This window comes from Synechococcus sp. PCC 7335 (assembly GCF_000155595.1).
Classification (GTDB): domain Bacteria; phylum Cyanobacteriota; class Cyanobacteriia; order Phormidesmidales; family Phormidesmidaceae; genus Phormidesmis.
Genome location: NZ_DS989904.1, coordinates 3,477,363 through 3,492,954, shown reverse-complemented (window position 1 = coordinate 3,492,954; position 15,592 = coordinate 3,477,363). Strand labels below are relative to the sequence as shown.

Sequence of the window (15,592 nt, the reverse complement as noted above, 5' to 3'; positions counted from 1 at the left end):
CGAGAATATGTCACTTTTAGCGCGTAAGGTGCTAGGCACCCCTGATGGACGGCAAGTATTGCGAGGCGTCTTAGTTGGCGTAAGTATAGCGGCGACGGTAGTGTGCGCTGGGCTGTGGCTGAGAACGCGCAATCAAGTTCATCATATTACCTTTGCCACTGGCGGCGAAACGGGTGAGTACTATGCTTTTGGCCGCGCGATCGCCCAGGTCACCCAAAAACACGCGCCTAACATTCAAATAGAAGTCGTTGCTTCGGTGGGCTCGGCCCAAAACATGGACAGCGTGCAAAGGCGCACCGCCGATTTGGCCCTAGTACAAAGCGATACCCCTGTGCAGCCAGCTGTCACAGCTGTCGCACAGCTCTATCCTGAGATGTTTCATCTGATTGCGCGTAAAACAGCTAATGTCCAGACCCTACGAGACCTTCAGGGAAAGCGGATTGCCCTGATGCCAGTGGGCAGCGGTTCCTACCAGCTATTTTGGCCATTGGCCGCTCACTACGGCCTATCCGATCAAGATCTTGAGGCTCGGCCTATGCCAGCGAAGGCCGCACACGCCGCCTTACGCGCAGGTGAGGTCGATGTCCTATTCCGTATCATTGGCTTGGGCAATCCATCAGTGGCTGAACTCTTTCAAGGCGACCAGCTTGAACTAGTTGAGATATCGCAGCTAGGGGCTCTACAGCTCGCTCAGCCCTTCTTAGAATCGACTGTGATCCCTCAGGGCAGCTATAGCGGCAGCCAACCGATTCCTCCTATTGACTTGCCCGTCATTGCCGTAAGTGCGCTGTTGGTCGCTAATGAAAAGGTCAATCCTGATATTATTAAAACAATTACGAGTGTACTGTACGAGCATCGTAATGAACTGATTGCTCTCACTCCTAGAGCTGCGAGTATTCAATCACCTGAGCGCAGTCAAAATCTAGGCTTTCCGCTGCATCCTGGGGCGAGTGCCTACTACAGACAAGACACGCCTTCTTTTGTGGTGAGATATGCCGAGGCTATGGGCTTCTTGCTGTCTCTATCTTTTTTGACGGTTTCTAGCATTTGGCAATTTCGTCAGTGGCTAATCGGACGCCAAAAGAATCGAGCAGATGATTACAACTTAGAGATTTTGGCATTAATAGAACAGTTGGAGCAGGCCGAGACGCTATCCCAGCTCCAGGCGCTCCGGCAGCAGCTCTTTTCAATTTTGCGACAGGTGGTCATTGATTTAGATGTTGATAAAATCTCGCCAGAATCTTTCCAGTCTTTTACGTTCCCCTGGGAAGTCGCCATGACGACGCTACACCATCAAGAGCTAGTTTTGCATCAAGTTGAACTCACAGGGCAGTCTAGAGATTGAATCGCTGCTCGGCAATGGCGCTCGGCAATGGAGTGAAGTGGCTGAGGAGGTTTATGATAAGAGAATGCAAAAGCTTATCCTGACTAGGCCCGATGATTGGCATCTGCATCTGCGTGATGGCGCGGCTTTGCAAGCTGTTTTGCCATATACCGCGCGTCAGTTTGCGCGTGCTATCGTGATGCCAAATTTGAAGCCACCCGTACGCTCATTAGCAGATGCGACGGCCTATCGTGATCGCATTCTTGCCGCTATCCCAGCAGGCGAGCAGTTTGAGCCACTGATGACGCTATACCTGACTGACAACACCTCTCCAGAGGATATTGTTACGGCGAAATCATCTGCATTTGTCAAAGCGGTGAAATACTACCCAGCTGGTGCCACCACCAATTCAGAATTCGGCGTCACCGATATCCGCAATTGCGATGCCGTTTTTGAAGCAATGCAGCAGGTCGGTATGCCCTTGCTGTTACATGGAGAAGTAACAGATACAGCCGTCGACATCTTTGATCGTGAGCAAGTTTTTATTGAGCAGCAGCTAATCCCGCTGAGGCGAAGGTTCCCCGACCTGAAGATTGTGATGGAACACATCACCACCGCAGGTGCTGTAGAGTTTGTACTAGAAAGCAACAACATTGCGGCAACAATTACACCGCAGCATTTGTTGTTTAACCGCAATCAACTGCTTAAGGGTGGGATTCGTCCTCATTTTTATTGCCTGCCGATTCTAAAACGAGAGCGGCATCGTCAGGCGCTGGTGCAGGCGGCGACCTCGGGCAATCCTAAGTTTTTCTTGGGGACGGATAGTGCGCCTCATAGCCGTGATCGCAAAGAAACTGACTGTGGCTGTGCGGGTTGCTTTTCAGCGCTACATGCTATGGAGCTTTATGCAGAAGTTTTTGAGCGAGCTGATGCTTTAGATAAGCTCGAATCCTTCGCCAGCTTCTACGGACCAGATTTTTATCAGCTGGCGCATAATACTGAACAGATTACTCTGACCAAAACGAGCTGGCGAATTCCTGAGCAGGTGACTTTTGCTGACTCTGAGCTAGTGCCTTTAGGCGCAGGCACCCATTTGACCTGGCAGATGGCATAATCCGTGATCGTTAACTAGTCTAAGCAGATGGCAGGAACTGTTGCCAGTATCGATCTAGCGCAGAGCTGATCTGATTATCTTGAAAATCTTGTGCCTGTAAGACGAGTTCAATATCTTCTGAAGAGAGTCCTCTTTTAATCAAAGATGCTTGCATCAACTGCTTTTCAAGCGCTTCATAGCGAGCAGACTCGAACAACAGAAAGTGGGCGATCGCTCTGCCTTGGGCCTCTGTCAATAGTTTAAATCTTTCAGGAATTCCACCCTTTCCAAAGTAAGTAAGATGAAAAACAACCGAGTCGAACGTAGTGGAACGATATATTGGCGCTTGATCATCGATGTGTCGTAAATACCAAATCATGTAGGCCGGAATGTAATATCGAAATCCTTTGTCATCTAGAAAGCTAAGAACAGCATCAGTGAAGCGAATGTCTCTTTCCGGAACAGCTTGCCAAGACTGTTCTGTATCTTTGGCTCTGGCTTTAGCTCTCTCTTCAGGTCCGCCATAGTCATCTAATACCGTAGCCTCATGCAGCGTTACGCCTTCCTCACGGGAAACGCCCTCAAACGCGAGCGTAATTTCCTGAATTAGGGCCTGTTTTCGCTGCTCATAGAATGCTTCTGCCATGATTGACCATCACGTCGCGATCGCCAGCTTTTGCTGGTCTAGTTGGGGGTAGCCTCGCTGCAGGATATTGACAATCGATTCACCCTGACGATATGCCTCAATCATCCCATTGGCAGGGCTACGTCGCTGGGTGAGCCTTTCTTGTAGTTTGGTAAGGCGATCGTGCTCCTCGGCCTCTAATTCTACCTGGCTAACTGCCGCTAGTATTGCCTGCGCCTGGTTATAGATAGTCTCGTCAGCGAATCCAAATCGAGCCGAATGCTGGTGCTGCTTGGCCTCTGGTATAGTGGCTCTTCCCTGCAAGCTCTGGTCTAGCACTAATCCTTTTAGCAAAGCGAGCAAGCTGCCGTATAGCTCAAAATCACCACAGCTATCGAAGGCTTTGAACTCGATCCGGCCTACCTCTGCTGGAATTCTAGCAATCTGAGTCAGCGATGGCGTCGAGTCGATTAAATCTGTTGCCTGTTCGACAAATACCATGGCCGCCGGTCGCGCCCCGGTCCGATAAAACGTGCGAGCTGAGAGCCCTGACCACTCCCTACCCTGATAAAAGGGAGAGCTGTAGCTAAAAGGGATGATAAACGGGCTGTAATATGTCAGCTTGCGACCGATATCAATTAGCTGCGTCGGCGATAGTCCCTCTGCAGATAGGTTCAAATCAGGCCCCTGAGTCAGCATAGGAATATGTGCAGTTTGCATCTCTGGCGATTTCTGACGACGCTGCTGCTCGTAATTATTTAGCGGGGGAATCGGGATGAATTGGGATCGATGGGGATGAAAACTGATTAGCGCAGGCGAAAACCCGGATTTCTTGGCTTCGATTCGCAGTCGCTCAAAGCTTTCTATCAGCTCCGCAAGCGTTTCGTCGATGCTGTCATGTACTGTCGTACGAATCTCAATTCCTTTTGGCGGACAGTCTATCACTTCACCCCTTTCATCAAAACGTTCAAACCCTTCTATGTACCAGCGCTTGAGCTTGATGCCTGCATCGCCTACCCGGAGCTGAGGATAATCTTGATCGTACTGAGGCAGTCTAGAAACAATCTGATCAAACTCGGTAAATGTTGTATTTGAGAAGTCGGCGAACTCTCCGTCAGAGCGAACAAACGCAACCTCGTGTTCTATACCGAACTTGAATTGTTTGATATTGAAACCCATGGCGCCTGATGGTGATAGGGTCTAATTTTACCGTGTTAACACTAAACAGAAACGGGCTTTTAAATCTGTCATAGCCGCTAGACTTGGTGATTAGGCTGCCTTACGAGGTGTCAGGCTTTGCTGCTGGGATTTGATGGGTTTAGGTGGGTATGGTCCGCTTTTGTCAGCCATAGCCGTGATGCGCGCTTGGAGCTTGATAGCCACCTGATAGGACGAAGCACTCAAGACTTTGATACGATACACGGGCCTTGAATCATCTGCTTTGGTGTTCGTATGTTTGGCATTGATCTTTTACGTGCTGCTCGCCCGATTGCTGAAGGGGTAAAGTTGGAGCGATTTTCACTCCATCAGTGGCGGGAGGTGAGCCTCTTGCATCGCTTGCTTTCTCCTTTGCGGAACTGGCGGCAGGGTAGCTGGCTACTCGCTTGGGGAGATGGTATTGCCTGGGTGTTCGTCGCAGCCCTAATCGCACTGGCTCCCTACGTATCAACTACGCTAATTGGCTGGCTTTTGCTAGCATCGGCTGGGTTATGGTTCCTGTTGACAGTGAGTGACCAGGCGGAGGGGTGGCTGACACCTTTACATATTGGGGTGGTGGCTTACTGGGGGGCGATGGTGCTAGCAACTGCACTCTCGCCAGTGAAGATGGCGGCGCTATCAGGATTGATCAAGCTGACGCTGAATGTGCTGCTATTTATGCTGACGGCTCGAATATTGCGGATCAAGGAACTGCGATCTGGAATAATTCTGGTCTATCTTGCAACGGCAACGATTGTTTCTGTCTATGGCCTAAGGCAGTGGTTCTTTGGGGCAGAGGCACTAGCGACTTGGGTCGATCCTGAGTCAAACCTGTCAGGGGCAACCCGGGTCTATAGCTATCTGAGGAATCCAAATTTACTGGCGGGGTATTTGATGCCCGCGGTCGGCTTTGGAGCGATGGCGGTGTTCGCATGGAAGCGTTGGCTGCCAAAGCTACTAGCCGCGGTGGTGACGGTGGTCAGTAGCGGTTGTCTGGTGTTGACGCTGAGTCGGGGTGGCTGGTTAGGCTTTTTGGCGATGGCGTTTGTGATGATACTGTTACTTATTTTTTGGGGAAAGTCCTTATTTTCTCCCTTCTGGCGGCGATGGGCACTACCCTTGTTGTTGGTCGGTTCAATGGTGATGGTAGCGGCAGCAGTGGTGATGGTGCCCCCAGTGCGCGAACGGGTGATGAGTATTTTTGCGATGCGCAGTGATAGCAGCAACAATTTCCGGCTGAATGTGTACGCAGCTGTGTTTGAGATGATTCAAGCTAGGCCAGTTGTTGGTATAGGGCCAGGAAATGAGGCGTTTAATCAGGTTTATCCTTTGTATCAGCGGACGGGCTATACGGCGCTGAGCGCGTATTCAATTTATTTTGAGACGCTGGTGGAAGGCGGTGTTGTGGCTGGACTAGCCCTGTTGTGGATGCTGGTATTGGCTTTTCAGCAGGGATGGTCGCATTTGAGACAATTGCGTCAAAATCTGGAGAAAGAGGGCTATTGGCTAATTGGCGCGATCGCCTCGATGGTCGGTTTGCTCGTCCAAGGGGCGTTTGATACGGTATGGTATCGACCGCAGATTAGTACATTGTGGTGGTTGCTACTAGGAATAGTGGCAAGTTTTTATGTGGAAGCTAGAAAGAGAAAGATGCTTCCTAGTATCGAGATGTCTCAGCGAACGGATGAAAGAGAATGAAAGGGAAAAAGGAGAAATCACGTAGATGAGATTGCCTGAAGCGGTAGCAGGGCTGACGGAAGAGACTTCGGTAGTGATCGCGCCGCAGATTCAGTGGGTGCAAGTGGCGATGCCAGAGGCGTCGGTGGCCGCTGGTTCGCTGGCTACCAGCTATGTTTGTCAGGGAGCGGGGCTACCCGTAGTGCTGTTGCCTGGGTTTGATAGTTCGCTGTTGGAGTTTCGCCGACTAATGCCTTTGCTAGCGAAGTCTTATCGGGTGTATGCGATGGATTTGGCAGGGTTTGGGTTTTGCGATCGCACTGCTCTAGAAAGCGTGAATCCAGCTTTGGTCAAACAGCACTTGAAGGCGTTTTGCGAGCAGGTGGTTAAAGAGCCAATTGTTCTAGTTGGCGCTTCTATGGGGGGTGGGGTGGCAATTGATTTTGCCACTAGCTATCCAGAAAAGGTCACGAAGTTGGTACTGATTGATGCTGTTGGGTTTGCAACATCTTCGGGGCCAGGGAGGCTGATGGTGCCGCCTTTAGACAAGTGGGCAACAGATTTTTTACGTAGCGTGTGGGTGCGACGAAAGATCAGTGAAAGGGCTTACTACGACAAATCTTTTGTGACGCCAGATGCTGAGATTTGTGCGTCTTTGCATGTGCAGATGCCGAACTGGGCAAAGGGACTGATCTCTTTCACAAAAAGTGGTGGCTACAACTTTTTGAAAGATAAGATCACGCTGGTTAGTCAGGAGACTTTGGTGCTGTGGGGTAGACAAGATCAGATTTTAGGGACTAAGGATGCCACCCGGTTTGAGCAGTCCTTGAGCAAGGGTAAGCTAATCTGGATAGAGAACTGTGGCCATGTACCCCATTTGGAACAGGCTAAAGTGACAGCGAGGCATATCGTTAATTTCCTGTCGTAGGTAATTGTAAGCATGTGTCGAAGCCGCCTTACTCGTTACCTTTAGCGACATGTTTACGATGCTAAAGGCGATCACTCAATGCTTCGATCAAGCCTAAAATCTAGCTGGAAGGGCTACAAAGCGATTTTAGAATCTCACCGCCTAAGTTTGTCACGTCTGTACCTTGATAGTTTGTTGGGGAACACCAAATTCAATGCCAGCTTCATCAAGAGATTGCTTTAATCGCCGCAGGTATTCTCGCGTGACGCTCCACTGCTGCATTGGGGCAGTTTTAGCTCGAATGATGAGCGTCACTCCACTATAGGCTAGGCGATCGACGGCCAGAATATCGGGCTCTTCTAAAATGGACGTTCGCCATTCCGACTCTGCGGCCATCGCTGCAAATATCTCCCCCATTAGGTGCAGGGCCTTATCGGTGTCGGTGTTCAAGGCCACATCAACGGCTACATTTAGGCGGGACCATTCCTTAGTTAGATTCTTAACGTTATCAATGGTGCCGTTACGCAAGCTGATGAGTTCGCCAGCAGCGCTCCGTAGTTGAGTCATAAGCAGGGTGATAGCTTCTACTTTGCCAGAGCTGTCCCCGACGGTAATGACGTCACCAATGGCATAAGCATCATGCCACAGTAGCATCGCGCCACTGATGATGTCCTGTAGAGCCGATTGAAAAACAATGGAAGCGGCCACCCCGACCACCCCAGCGCTGGCAAACAACTGAAACCCGGAGAATCCGAAGATAAACAGGGCGGATAGGATCATGCCGATGATGATTAGAATGGCTTGCACGAAGCCTTTTAGCGTATCGGCCAGGGTTGGCAGACGTTTTTGCAAACGCTCTTGTTTCCTAGATGAAATGGTCTCATCATGTTGCAGAAAGAAAAACACCAGACGTTCGGTAACGTACAGATTAGCCTGCCAAATCAGTATGATGCTCCCCCAGGTGAACGCGACAGCAATTGGGCGATTCAGAAACAGCAGACCCACTGTGCGGGTTTGAGGAAACAGTCGTAGGCAAAAGCTAACGGTGAGCAGCCAGAGCAAGCCTTGAGCTAGCATCAATCCTTGCAAATGAATTCTCTGGCGATTTAACCGACGCTTGAGGGAATACGCAGTGGTTCTGAGATGGTCTGCCCGCTCAGCTTCTTCGAGAGGGGTATCGACATGGCCGGCAGGAGTTAAGTCAGACGATAGCGATCTTAGTTCCTCTCGCAGTTGCCACTGCCGCCGTTGGGTCCGCTGACTCAACCGCCACAGTAAAAAACTTAGTAGACCAGCGAGGAGCCAAAACACCCCTGCCCAAGCTACAACTTTTTGGATATAGCTGATCTCTCTTTCGCGATAGGCCCGCGATAGACCCTGCTGAATCTGCTTGGCAAAGTAGCCTCCTACCTCTGGCGTGGTAGTGCCATAAATTTCGGTATCGTCGTCCGTGACTGTCGCTAGAGTCACTGGATCTGCCATAGCTGCTGTGCTGGCCTGAACAACGTAAAGGGTATTCGACTGGGTGACGGCAACACTTAAGCTTTCGAGATCCCTTCGAGTATGCAAATGCTCCCGCAGAAAGGTCTTAAGTCGGTTTTCAACGCGCTTAATCCGTACATTCACCGGATTTGCCCCTCGTGGTTCTAGCCCGTCAGCGATCGGGCTGGGAGCCGCAATATCAAAAAGATTACGGCCATCCAATTGCACTGAACCATAGGCGAGGTCGCCTACCTGACCACTACGCCGAGTTTCAGGAAAAAGTACAGACCGCGCCGCATAGCGCAACTGGATGTCGACAGTCATCTCCTGGAAAATGTCTGAGGGAGAGGAAACATCGCCTACCTGACCAACGGCAGAGCCAGACGATGACATCAGCAATATCATGGTCAACAAACTCAGGAAAACGAACCGCAATCGTTTCATCAGTGAAATATGACCTGAAAAGAGTTTAGGCATGGTCGGAATTTCAGCTCAAATCATGGAGAGGCGGGTGGGTTGATTGAGCGTTGTAGAATTGCCAACGCTTGGTTGTAGTCTAAAATGCTGAAAAGTAAGTTGGTTTTTAACTGGGTCAGATTGGTTTGGGCGGTTGTGACTTCTAACTGGGTCGCGACGTCCGCTACGAAGCCCAAACGCGATTGTCGCAAAACCTCTTAGGCTGCGGAAAGATTATCCGCAGCGGTTTGAATGTTGGCGGCACCAAAGACTCCAAGCGGCCATCAAACGATGTAGGGTACGCATACTGCACTAGTGTTTTATAACGATAGTTAATAATGAGACAATTAAGCTAGGGCTTTTGTATGCTACAGGAGTTCCTGTAAGCTGTCGGGTATCTCTCGCACCAGGTGCCGATTAAAGGGTGGTTGGCTGACGGCTTCAACATAAGCCGGGTGTAAAAACGGCTCGTAGGTACCATCAGATACGAGATGCACGTTAACAAAGGCAACGCATAGCCCCTTGATCAAGTTGCGATTGAGCGCTAAGGCGCCTTCAATTCCCTGTTCGATATCGCGACCAAGATCGAAAACTTGGTCGGTGAGTCGGGTCAGTTCTGGGGTATGGGATGACCCTTCCCCCAGATAAAGGTATTTGTCGGGAGTGGTCAGCCAACTAAACGCCGACAGTTGCTCTGGTACTGCTGGTGCAATGATGTCGAAGACTCCTCCCATGAACATGGTGGGGATTTGGATCTGGCTAATGCCCGACTGACCGAACAGCTGAGAAACAGGAGCAAAGGTGAGCACTAGCTGGACGCGAGGATCTCTTACCCCGGTCTGGGAAAGTGTTTCTATTACAGCATCATCAGGGATCAGCTCTAGGGCACGGCATTGCAATAACTCCGCCGCATCCAACACTGGGTTGTTCTCAGGAACACACTCTCGTTGCAGCCAGTCAAAATCAATAGTCGCTCCCGCTAGTGCCAGGGCAGTGTAGCCACCAAAGGAATGACCCATGACCGCTACTTGATCGAGATCCAGTTTGCCCCAATAGTGCGTTTCGTTAGTACGCTCTAGTTCATCTAGCAAAAAGGTGATATCCAGGGGCCGATCGATAAATTCGCGAGCCTTGAAGGTTTCATTCGACAACCCCTTCAGCATCGCTTCCTTTTGCGCCAAGTTACTGCCAATATGCTCCGGTATAACCGCCACAATTCCATGAGAGGCGAGGTGTTCACCGATGTCGAAGAAATTAGTGCGGGTATCACCAAGCCCATGAGAAAGCACAGCAACGGGGCGCTGAAACCGGCTTGCCTGTAACGTTTCGGGAATAAACATCTCGGCTGGGTAGGTGCGGTTACGCTCAGGGTCTTCAATCGTTAAAGGAATCTGCCGGGTAGCGTAAGGCCCGGATTGAGTGACGTCTGGCAAGGTGGTCAGATCAAAGGAAGAAAGTTTGGTGGCGGTGGCAGATTGTTGAGCCACAGCATCTAAAACGGCCAGTGTGTTGTCGGCTTCAGCGATGATATCTCGGTAGGCAGCGATCGCCCGCTGCAGATCGATCCGCACCATTTTGGTGGGAAAAGCCCGAATCACGGTCAGTAGTGAAATTTCACCGTCAGACGCCGCCGTAATCAATGCCCCCCGTAGTGCCTGCTGGCCATTTTGCAACGCTCTTGTCTTCACCAAGCTGCCGGCAAAGAAGAGCATCTGTTCTCCCATCGGTGTGTAGAGCCACTGAGATAGTTGCACAACATCAACGCTACGACGGGCCTGAAGCGCATCTTGCAACCCTCGCTGCTGCTCAGGACTTAGCCGATTGACCAGACCCTTCAAAGTGTCTTCAGCTTCACCAGTTGCAGCATAGTGCTCAAGCGAGGTTGTTGAAATTGACCGGCTGAAGCGGCCATATTCAATCGAGACGGTTTCTGCTGCCAACCCTGGTCTGGTCGTCCCAATCACAGCGGCGATCAAAGAAGTTACCAGGAGGCTAGGATTGAACCGCGCATCTAGGGATAAACGAGCCCGAAACTGGGAAAAAACAATGGCAAGGGATAGCGACACCACAATATTTACTAGATTTCTGGATTTGCTTACGGCATTTTATGATGCCAACAGGCTTCAGTGTGATGGGTTCTTCTCAAGTCATCGTGACGGGTTCTTCTCAAGTCATCTCTGGCAAGGATATTGCGGTATGTATGGCTGGGCCGGGTTCGGCTAGAAACCTGGAGGTCATGGCTGTAATCAGCTCAGTCGATTCTGGTAAATTTCACCGTCTTTCATAATGACGAGGAAGTTATTGTTTGGATCGGCAATTAAGTCTATGTTCTCTAGGGGATTGCCGTTTACTAGTAGTAGATCTGCTAGGGCGCCTTCTGCCACTATCCCAAGGGTGCCGGGATAGGGATTGCGGGGACCAGATAGCGCCAGCAGTTCGGCGTTGGTGCTGGTGCCCATCCGGAGGACTTCAGTCGGGGTATACCAGCGCACTAGTTTGGCTAGCTTTGCTCCCTGCCGGACAGATCCCTCCGGGTTGAACAATGTATCGGTGCCCCAAGCGGTTTTGAGCTGATATTTTTTGGCTAGATTGTAGGCATTATCAGTTCCTTGGGCCACCCGTAATTGACTAACCCGATTGGCAGACCCTTCTGGGTAAGGATTCGCATCCTCGTCGTCAAGAAACGGTTGAATGCTGAGCCAGGTGCCGTTTTCCGCCATCATTTGAGCCGTTTCCTCGTCTATCAGCTGACCATGTTCGATGGACTGAACCCCTGCTCGAATGGCCTTCTGAATTGCTCTGGGAGTATAGGCGTGAACGGCAACGTAGGTGTTCCAGTCTTTAGCTGCCTCTACTGCTGCGCTGAGTTCTTCCTCAGTGTATTGGGTAACGTCGATGGGGTCATAATCCGAAGCAACCCCGCCCCCGGCGGCTAGCTTGACCTGGCTGGCTCCTTTCATCAACTGCTCGCGGACACTTCGAAGAACTTCAGGAACGCCGTCTGCGATCGCTCCGACACCAGCCTGCTCGGCTAGACTGAGTTCGGTAGTGGGGGTTCGGGGTATCTCATTCAATTGCCGAAAATCGCCATGGCCCGCCGTTTGCGAAATCATCGCCCCTGAGGGCCAAATGCGAGGGCCAACTACGTCGCCCCGGTCAATAGCATCTTTAAGGGCAAACACCGGCCCTGCCATATCGCGAGCACTGGTAAACCCACGTAACAGCATGTTGGTGGCATTCTCCCGAGCTTGCTGAAAGAGGACTTCCGGTGTCGATGTTGCAGCCTCCTCTAGCTTCTGGGGGGACAAGGTTTCCATAAACAGATGAGTATGAGCATCGATCAGTCCTGGCATCAGCACTCGCCCAGTACCCTCGATGCGAACCGTATTCTCCTGTGCGGTAACCGGAATTGCTGCGGTTGAAATCGTCTGAATTTGGTTATTGATCACTAAAACGTTGGACGGATCAGATAACTGATCAGACACGCCGTCAAAGATGCGAACGTTTTCGAAGAGGACACCACTTGATGGCTGACTAGCTGAGGACTCTTGAGTAGAGCCTGCCTGAACCATAAGACCGAACGATATCAGCGATACTAGCAGGCAAGTTCCGAAGAAAATTGAAAGGCGCGATCGCATATGTTTGGACTCTCTAGGAAAGAAAAAGTGAAAAGAACAATTTAAGTGAGGGTTCGAAGTTGCAGCTCAAATACTTGTCTAACCTGGACAAGCAGCAACTGTCCTTGCAACTGTAGGCTTAGAATATCAATTCTTTTCAAAAAGTCTTTCGGGGCGTCACATTCTGAAACTTCTCTGAGTCAAGAGTAATGAGAAGGGTATCTACAGATGATATATAGAGTTGACGTTGCTAGATCCTCACGAAGATATTGCTGTGGTGAACGTAGGTTGGCGCAGTTGAGGGAGGTGCTACCTAAAACCGAAATTTCACCCCAAAGGCGGGTCCATGCTGAAGGAAGTTGAGGCCAGAATCGCCTTCTGTGTAGTCGATGTAAGTGAGGCGGTAGTTAGCTGTTAGCGAAGTATTGCCAGAAAAGAGCCAGTCTATTCCAGCGTAGCTCTCGACAGAGATATCAGTACCGATGCCAAAGCCGGAAAGGTTGGCCGCAGCGATCGCCGCTAGATCATCGGCAAAGTTCCAGCGGGCACGGCCCCCAATCATTGGTTCTACAAAGGTGACTGAACGGCCGAAGTCGCGTTCGAAGCCAAAGGGAGTGCTAAGTTCGATATTATTGCTGAAGGAGTAGAGGCGTAATCCTGCGATCGCATCGAAGACGAATGGCCCTAAGTCAAAATCCGTTTTAGCAGTAGAGAGGGCGTCTGGTAGATTGGCATCACCAAAGCGATAGGCTCCGGCCAAATCAAGCTTCAAAAAAGCGGTTTCGGCAGTGGCATCGATAGGGACCTGAGTGATTTGAGGTGGTAGCAGGCCGGGCGGCAGTGCCGCTGCTGGAATATTGCGGCTTTCAGACTCCACCGTATCGAAGTAGTAACCGTCTAAAACGACAGCCCACGGCCCTTTCCATGCTTCAAAGCGTCCGTAAAAGGCAAAGGTCAGCGACTCTAGAATATCGCCAAGGCTAAAATCAAAAGGCACTTCCGTGTTTCGAATAGTGACGTCCCCATTCGTTTCTAGAGGCAAGTAAATATAGGGCTCTAGCACGAAGCGCCAGGGAACTTCCTCGGTAGTCTCAGCTTGGCTCAACTCACTGGGCATAGCGCTAGGCGTTGGACTGATGGAGGAAGCATCAGCCATAGTGATTGCGGCTGCATCGGTGAGCCTCTCGGCGGTCTGAGCAGCCGTCAAATCTTCGCCTGTGCTCCAGGGCGAACCAAGGGCAGTGGGTTGGGGAGGCTGGTTAGTGAGGTTCGTGGTGGTAGTGGTCGACGCATAGCTTGGGATGCGCAGCGTTTGCAGGGCTGATAGGCGATCACGCTCTAAGACCTTGACCACTTTTGAGGGTTTGACAGCGGTAAGCGCAGGTTTAACTTCAAAGAAGGGTATAAATTCTGCCCGTTCAGTATCAGAAGTGCTGGAGGCTTCTGGATAAGTGGTCGTAGGGTGAGTGTTTGAAGACGTAGATAAGTCTTGAGGAGCAGGTTCTAGGGCGATGGCTCCTTCTGAGTAAAAACTTCCTAAACCGAGAAGTGCGGTGGCTATTAGCAACCGGCGACCACAAGACTTCAGCCGATATTCATGCACTGAATTCGAAAACATATCGCTTTCTGATACACCCCCTCGAAATTTTTCCTAAGTTATCATATGGACGTTTGTTGGATAGACGTTTCTCGGAGATATTAGGGGTTTTGCACCAACCCTTAGAAAGGTATGGTTCATTATGGTACGGCTGAGACTCATTGTTGTTAGAACCATGTAATGCCTCAAAGGTAGCCTTAAAGGTATTTGTTAGATCGTGTATAGGAAAAACTGCTGCAGCCAAGATTTCTTTGGCGAAGACGATGCTGGAAATACTAGTCGAGTAAACGGTCTTTGTATAACGATGCTCTTACAGGAGTGTCTGTGCTAAAAAGCGTTCTAGAAAATGGAGTGCCATCTGATTGCCTACGCCGTTGAAAACTTTATCGAAGGCGTGTTCGGCCCAAGGAATTTTGACCCAAACAGCTGTATTGCGCGATCGCAATATTTGGTTGTACAAGTAGTTACCATACTTGACCTCCACAATATGATCGCGCCCACCATGAATGAGTAGGATAGGTGGTAGAGTGCTTGGCGCGGCGGATTTGACGTAGGTAATTGGTGATGCTTCAGCATATGTAGTGGGCTGTTCATCTGGCGATCCGCCTAAATAGGCCGCTAGAACTTGTCGAACATTTAAGGGATCGGGCCGAGGTGGATTGCGATAGCCATTGGCTAGATCGACCGGGCCATAATACGAGACAATGGCCTGAACAGATACTAGTTCTGCTGTCGACTCTGATAAAGTCTTGGGCAATAGTGTCGCAGGGGCTTGACATCCAGTCAGCATCGCTAGTTGTGCGCCTGCTGACCAGCCTAACAAAGCAATCCGATCGGGAATGATTTCATATTTGTCAGTGTGGTCGCGCACAAAAGCCAGCGCTGCTGCGACATCCTCTAGCTGGTCTGGAAACTTATGCTGCGGTGTATGTCGATAGTCAGCCGCGATCACCACGTAGCCTCGCCCCGCCAAAAACCGACCTAGTGCCTCATTTTCACTAGAGTTACCTGTTCGCCACCCACCGCCATATACCATCATTACTGCTGGATAGCGCCCTGGCAATTGCGGCTGATACACATCCAAAAATAAAGTTTCACCCGCAGGACTGGCGAATGGAATTTTTGCCTGGTGTCGGACTTCCGATTGAGGAATTCCCCTAAAGAAGTTGAAGATACTGAACGCTGGGATTGGCGTAGATTGACTCTCGAACAACTTGATTTTGGATAGATTGTCTTTGTGCGAATCAGGAAATGCCTGCACCATCGAGCGTTCCGCAGCGGCTACTGCTTGAGGCTGCTGCAAAAGCGGCAGACTATTAAGCGCAACTATTATTAGGAGAATCGCAACCACAGTGTGCGGTGGGGATTCTATCAGCCACAGCGTTAGAAGCAGTGCGATCACTCCTAGTCCACCTAGCAACGGACTCACTGCGGGTGCGCCTACCGCTAGCGGCAACAAGAAAAAATTAGGTGCTGGCAGAACAATCCACAGACTCAAGAATAGTAGACTGCCAATGGCCAGCCAGCTTAATCCACTAGCCATAAATCCAACAGCTTTAAGGAGCATTTGCATGTAGCTATTTCCCATAGGCATATTGTTGTTACTTTGTTTTAGTG

At 50.5% G+C, this 15,592-nt stretch carries 12 protein-coding genes; 4 read left to right on the top strand and 8 right to left on the bottom strand.

Going from position 1 to position 15,592, the window contains the following annotated elements; translation table 11 throughout:
* Nucleotides 1-7: 7 nt before the first annotated feature.
* Both S7335_RS14860 and pyrC read left to right on the top strand, forming a co-directional pair.
* Nucleotides 8-1,345, top strand: a complete 1,338-nt coding sequence (locus tag S7335_RS14860; RefSeq protein ID WP_006455887.1) for a TAXI family TRAP transporter solute-binding subunit — start codon at nucleotides 8-10, stop codon at nucleotides 1,343-1,345.
* Nucleotides 1,346-1,409: 64 nt separating this feature from the next.
* Nucleotides 1,410-2,438, top strand: coding sequence for a dihydroorotase (gene pyrC, locus S7335_RS14855; RefSeq protein ID WP_038018537.1), 1,029 nt, complete (start codon nucleotides 1,410-1,412; stop codon nucleotides 2,436-2,438).
* A 19-nt stretch (nucleotides 2,439-2,457) separates the two neighbouring features.
* Here pyrC and S7335_RS14850 read toward each other — a convergent pair whose 3' ends face one another.
* A complete protein-coding gene (locus S7335_RS14850; RefSeq protein WP_006454592.1) occupies nucleotides 2,458-3,063 on the bottom strand; it encodes a DUF6714 family protein in 606 nt (201 codons plus the stop codon).
* Nucleotides 3,064-3,072: 9 nt separating this feature from the next.
* Nucleotides 3,073-4,221 (bottom strand): glutamate-cysteine ligase family protein, encoded by a 1,149-nt coding sequence (locus S7335_RS14845; protein ID WP_006453553.1) that lies wholly within the window; start codon nucleotides 4,219-4,221, stop codon nucleotides 3,073-3,075.
* 273 nt (nucleotides 4,222-4,494) lie between these two features.
* Between S7335_RS14845 and S7335_RS14840 the strand changes: the two genes are divergently transcribed.
* Both S7335_RS14840 and S7335_RS14835 read left to right on the top strand, forming a co-directional pair.
* Nucleotides 4,495-5,937, top strand: a complete 1,443-nt coding sequence (locus S7335_RS14840) for an IctB family putative bicarbonate transporter (RefSeq protein ID WP_006453722.1) — start codon at nucleotides 4,495-4,497, stop codon at nucleotides 5,935-5,937.
* A gap of 25 nt (nucleotides 5,938-5,962) precedes the next feature.
* The gene (locus tag S7335_RS14835; RefSeq protein ID WP_006455244.1) at nucleotides 5,963-6,844 is read left to right on the top strand and encodes an alpha/beta fold hydrolase; all 882 of its coding nucleotides are present in this window, start codon (nucleotides 5,963-5,965) and stop codon (nucleotides 6,842-6,844) included.
* A gap of 150 nt (nucleotides 6,845-6,994) precedes the next feature.
* Here the strand turns inward: S7335_RS14835 and S7335_RS14830 are convergent, their stop codons facing one another.
* The 6 genes from S7335_RS14830 to S7335_RS14810 form a co-directional block, all read right to left on the bottom strand.
* Complete coding sequence (locus S7335_RS14830) at nucleotides 6,995-8,782, bottom strand: mechanosensitive ion channel family protein (RefSeq protein WP_038016305.1); 1,788 nt, start codon at nucleotides 8,780-8,782, stop codon at nucleotides 6,995-6,997.
* A 20-nt stretch (nucleotides 8,783-8,802) separates the two neighbouring features.
* Nucleotides 8,803-8,973 carry a hypothetical protein gene (locus tag S7335_RS27855; RefSeq protein ID WP_157620264.1) on the bottom strand — a complete coding sequence of 57 codons (171 nt, stop codon included), beginning with the start codon at nucleotides 8,971-8,973 and terminating at the stop codon, nucleotides 8,803-8,805.
* 156 nt (nucleotides 8,974-9,129) lie between these two features.
* A complete protein-coding gene (locus S7335_RS14825; protein WP_050765901.1) occupies nucleotides 9,130-10,830 on the bottom strand; it encodes an alpha/beta hydrolase in 1,701 nt (566 codons plus the stop codon).
* A gap of 177 nt (nucleotides 10,831-11,007) precedes the next feature.
* Nucleotides 11,008-12,333, bottom strand: coding sequence for an amidohydrolase family protein (locus tag S7335_RS14820; RefSeq protein WP_227500005.1), 1,326 nt, complete (start codon nucleotides 12,331-12,333; stop codon nucleotides 11,008-11,010).
* A gap of 358 nt (nucleotides 12,334-12,691) precedes the next feature.
* Complete coding sequence (locus S7335_RS14815) at nucleotides 12,692-13,996, bottom strand: hypothetical protein (protein WP_038016303.1); 1,305 nt, start codon at nucleotides 13,994-13,996, stop codon at nucleotides 12,692-12,694.
* 289 nt (nucleotides 13,997-14,285) lie between these two features.
* Complete coding sequence (locus tag S7335_RS14810) at nucleotides 14,286-15,548, bottom strand: alpha/beta hydrolase (protein WP_006453997.1); 1,263 nt, start codon at nucleotides 15,546-15,548, stop codon at nucleotides 14,286-14,288.
* Nucleotides 15,549-15,592: the final 44 nt, after the last annotated feature.

Excerpts from the sequence above, each read along its gene's own strand:
- S7335_RS14860 (WP_006455887.1), top strand. The coding sequence starts at position 8 with ATGTCACTTTTAGCGCGTAAGGTGCTAGGCACCCCTGATGGACGGCAA.
- S7335_RS14830 (WP_038016305.1), bottom strand. The coding sequence starts at position 8,782 with ATGCCTAAACTCTTTTCAGGTCATATTTCACTGATGAAACGATTGCGG.
- S7335_RS14850 (WP_006454592.1), bottom strand. The coding sequence starts at position 3,063 with ATGGCAGAAGCATTCTATGAGCAGCGAAAACAGGCCCTAATTCAGGAA.
- S7335_RS14840 (WP_006453722.1), top strand. The coding sequence starts at position 4,495 with ATGTTTGGCATTGATCTTTTACGTGCTGCTCGCCCGATTGCTGAAGGG.
- S7335_RS14845 (WP_006453553.1), bottom strand. The coding sequence starts at position 4,221 with ATGGGTTTCAATATCAAACAATTCAAGTTCGGTATAGAACACGAGGTT.
- S7335_RS14810 (WP_006453997.1), bottom strand. The coding sequence starts at position 15,548 with ATGCAAATGCTCCTTAAAGCTGTTGGATTTATGGCTAGTGGATTAAGC.
- S7335_RS14820 (WP_227500005.1), bottom strand. The coding sequence starts at position 12,333 with ATGGTTCAGGCAGGCTCTACTCAAGAGTCCTCAGCTAGTCAGCCATCA.
- pyrC (WP_038018537.1), top strand. The coding sequence starts at position 1,410 with ATGCAAAAGCTTATCCTGACTAGGCCCGATGATTGGCATCTGCATCTG.
- S7335_RS14835 (WP_006455244.1), top strand. The coding sequence starts at position 5,963 with ATGAGATTGCCTGAAGCGGTAGCAGGGCTGACGGAAGAGACTTCGGTA.
- S7335_RS14815 (WP_038016303.1), bottom strand. The coding sequence starts at position 13,996 with ATGTTTTCGAATTCAGTGCATGAATATCGGCTGAAGTCTTGTGGTCGC.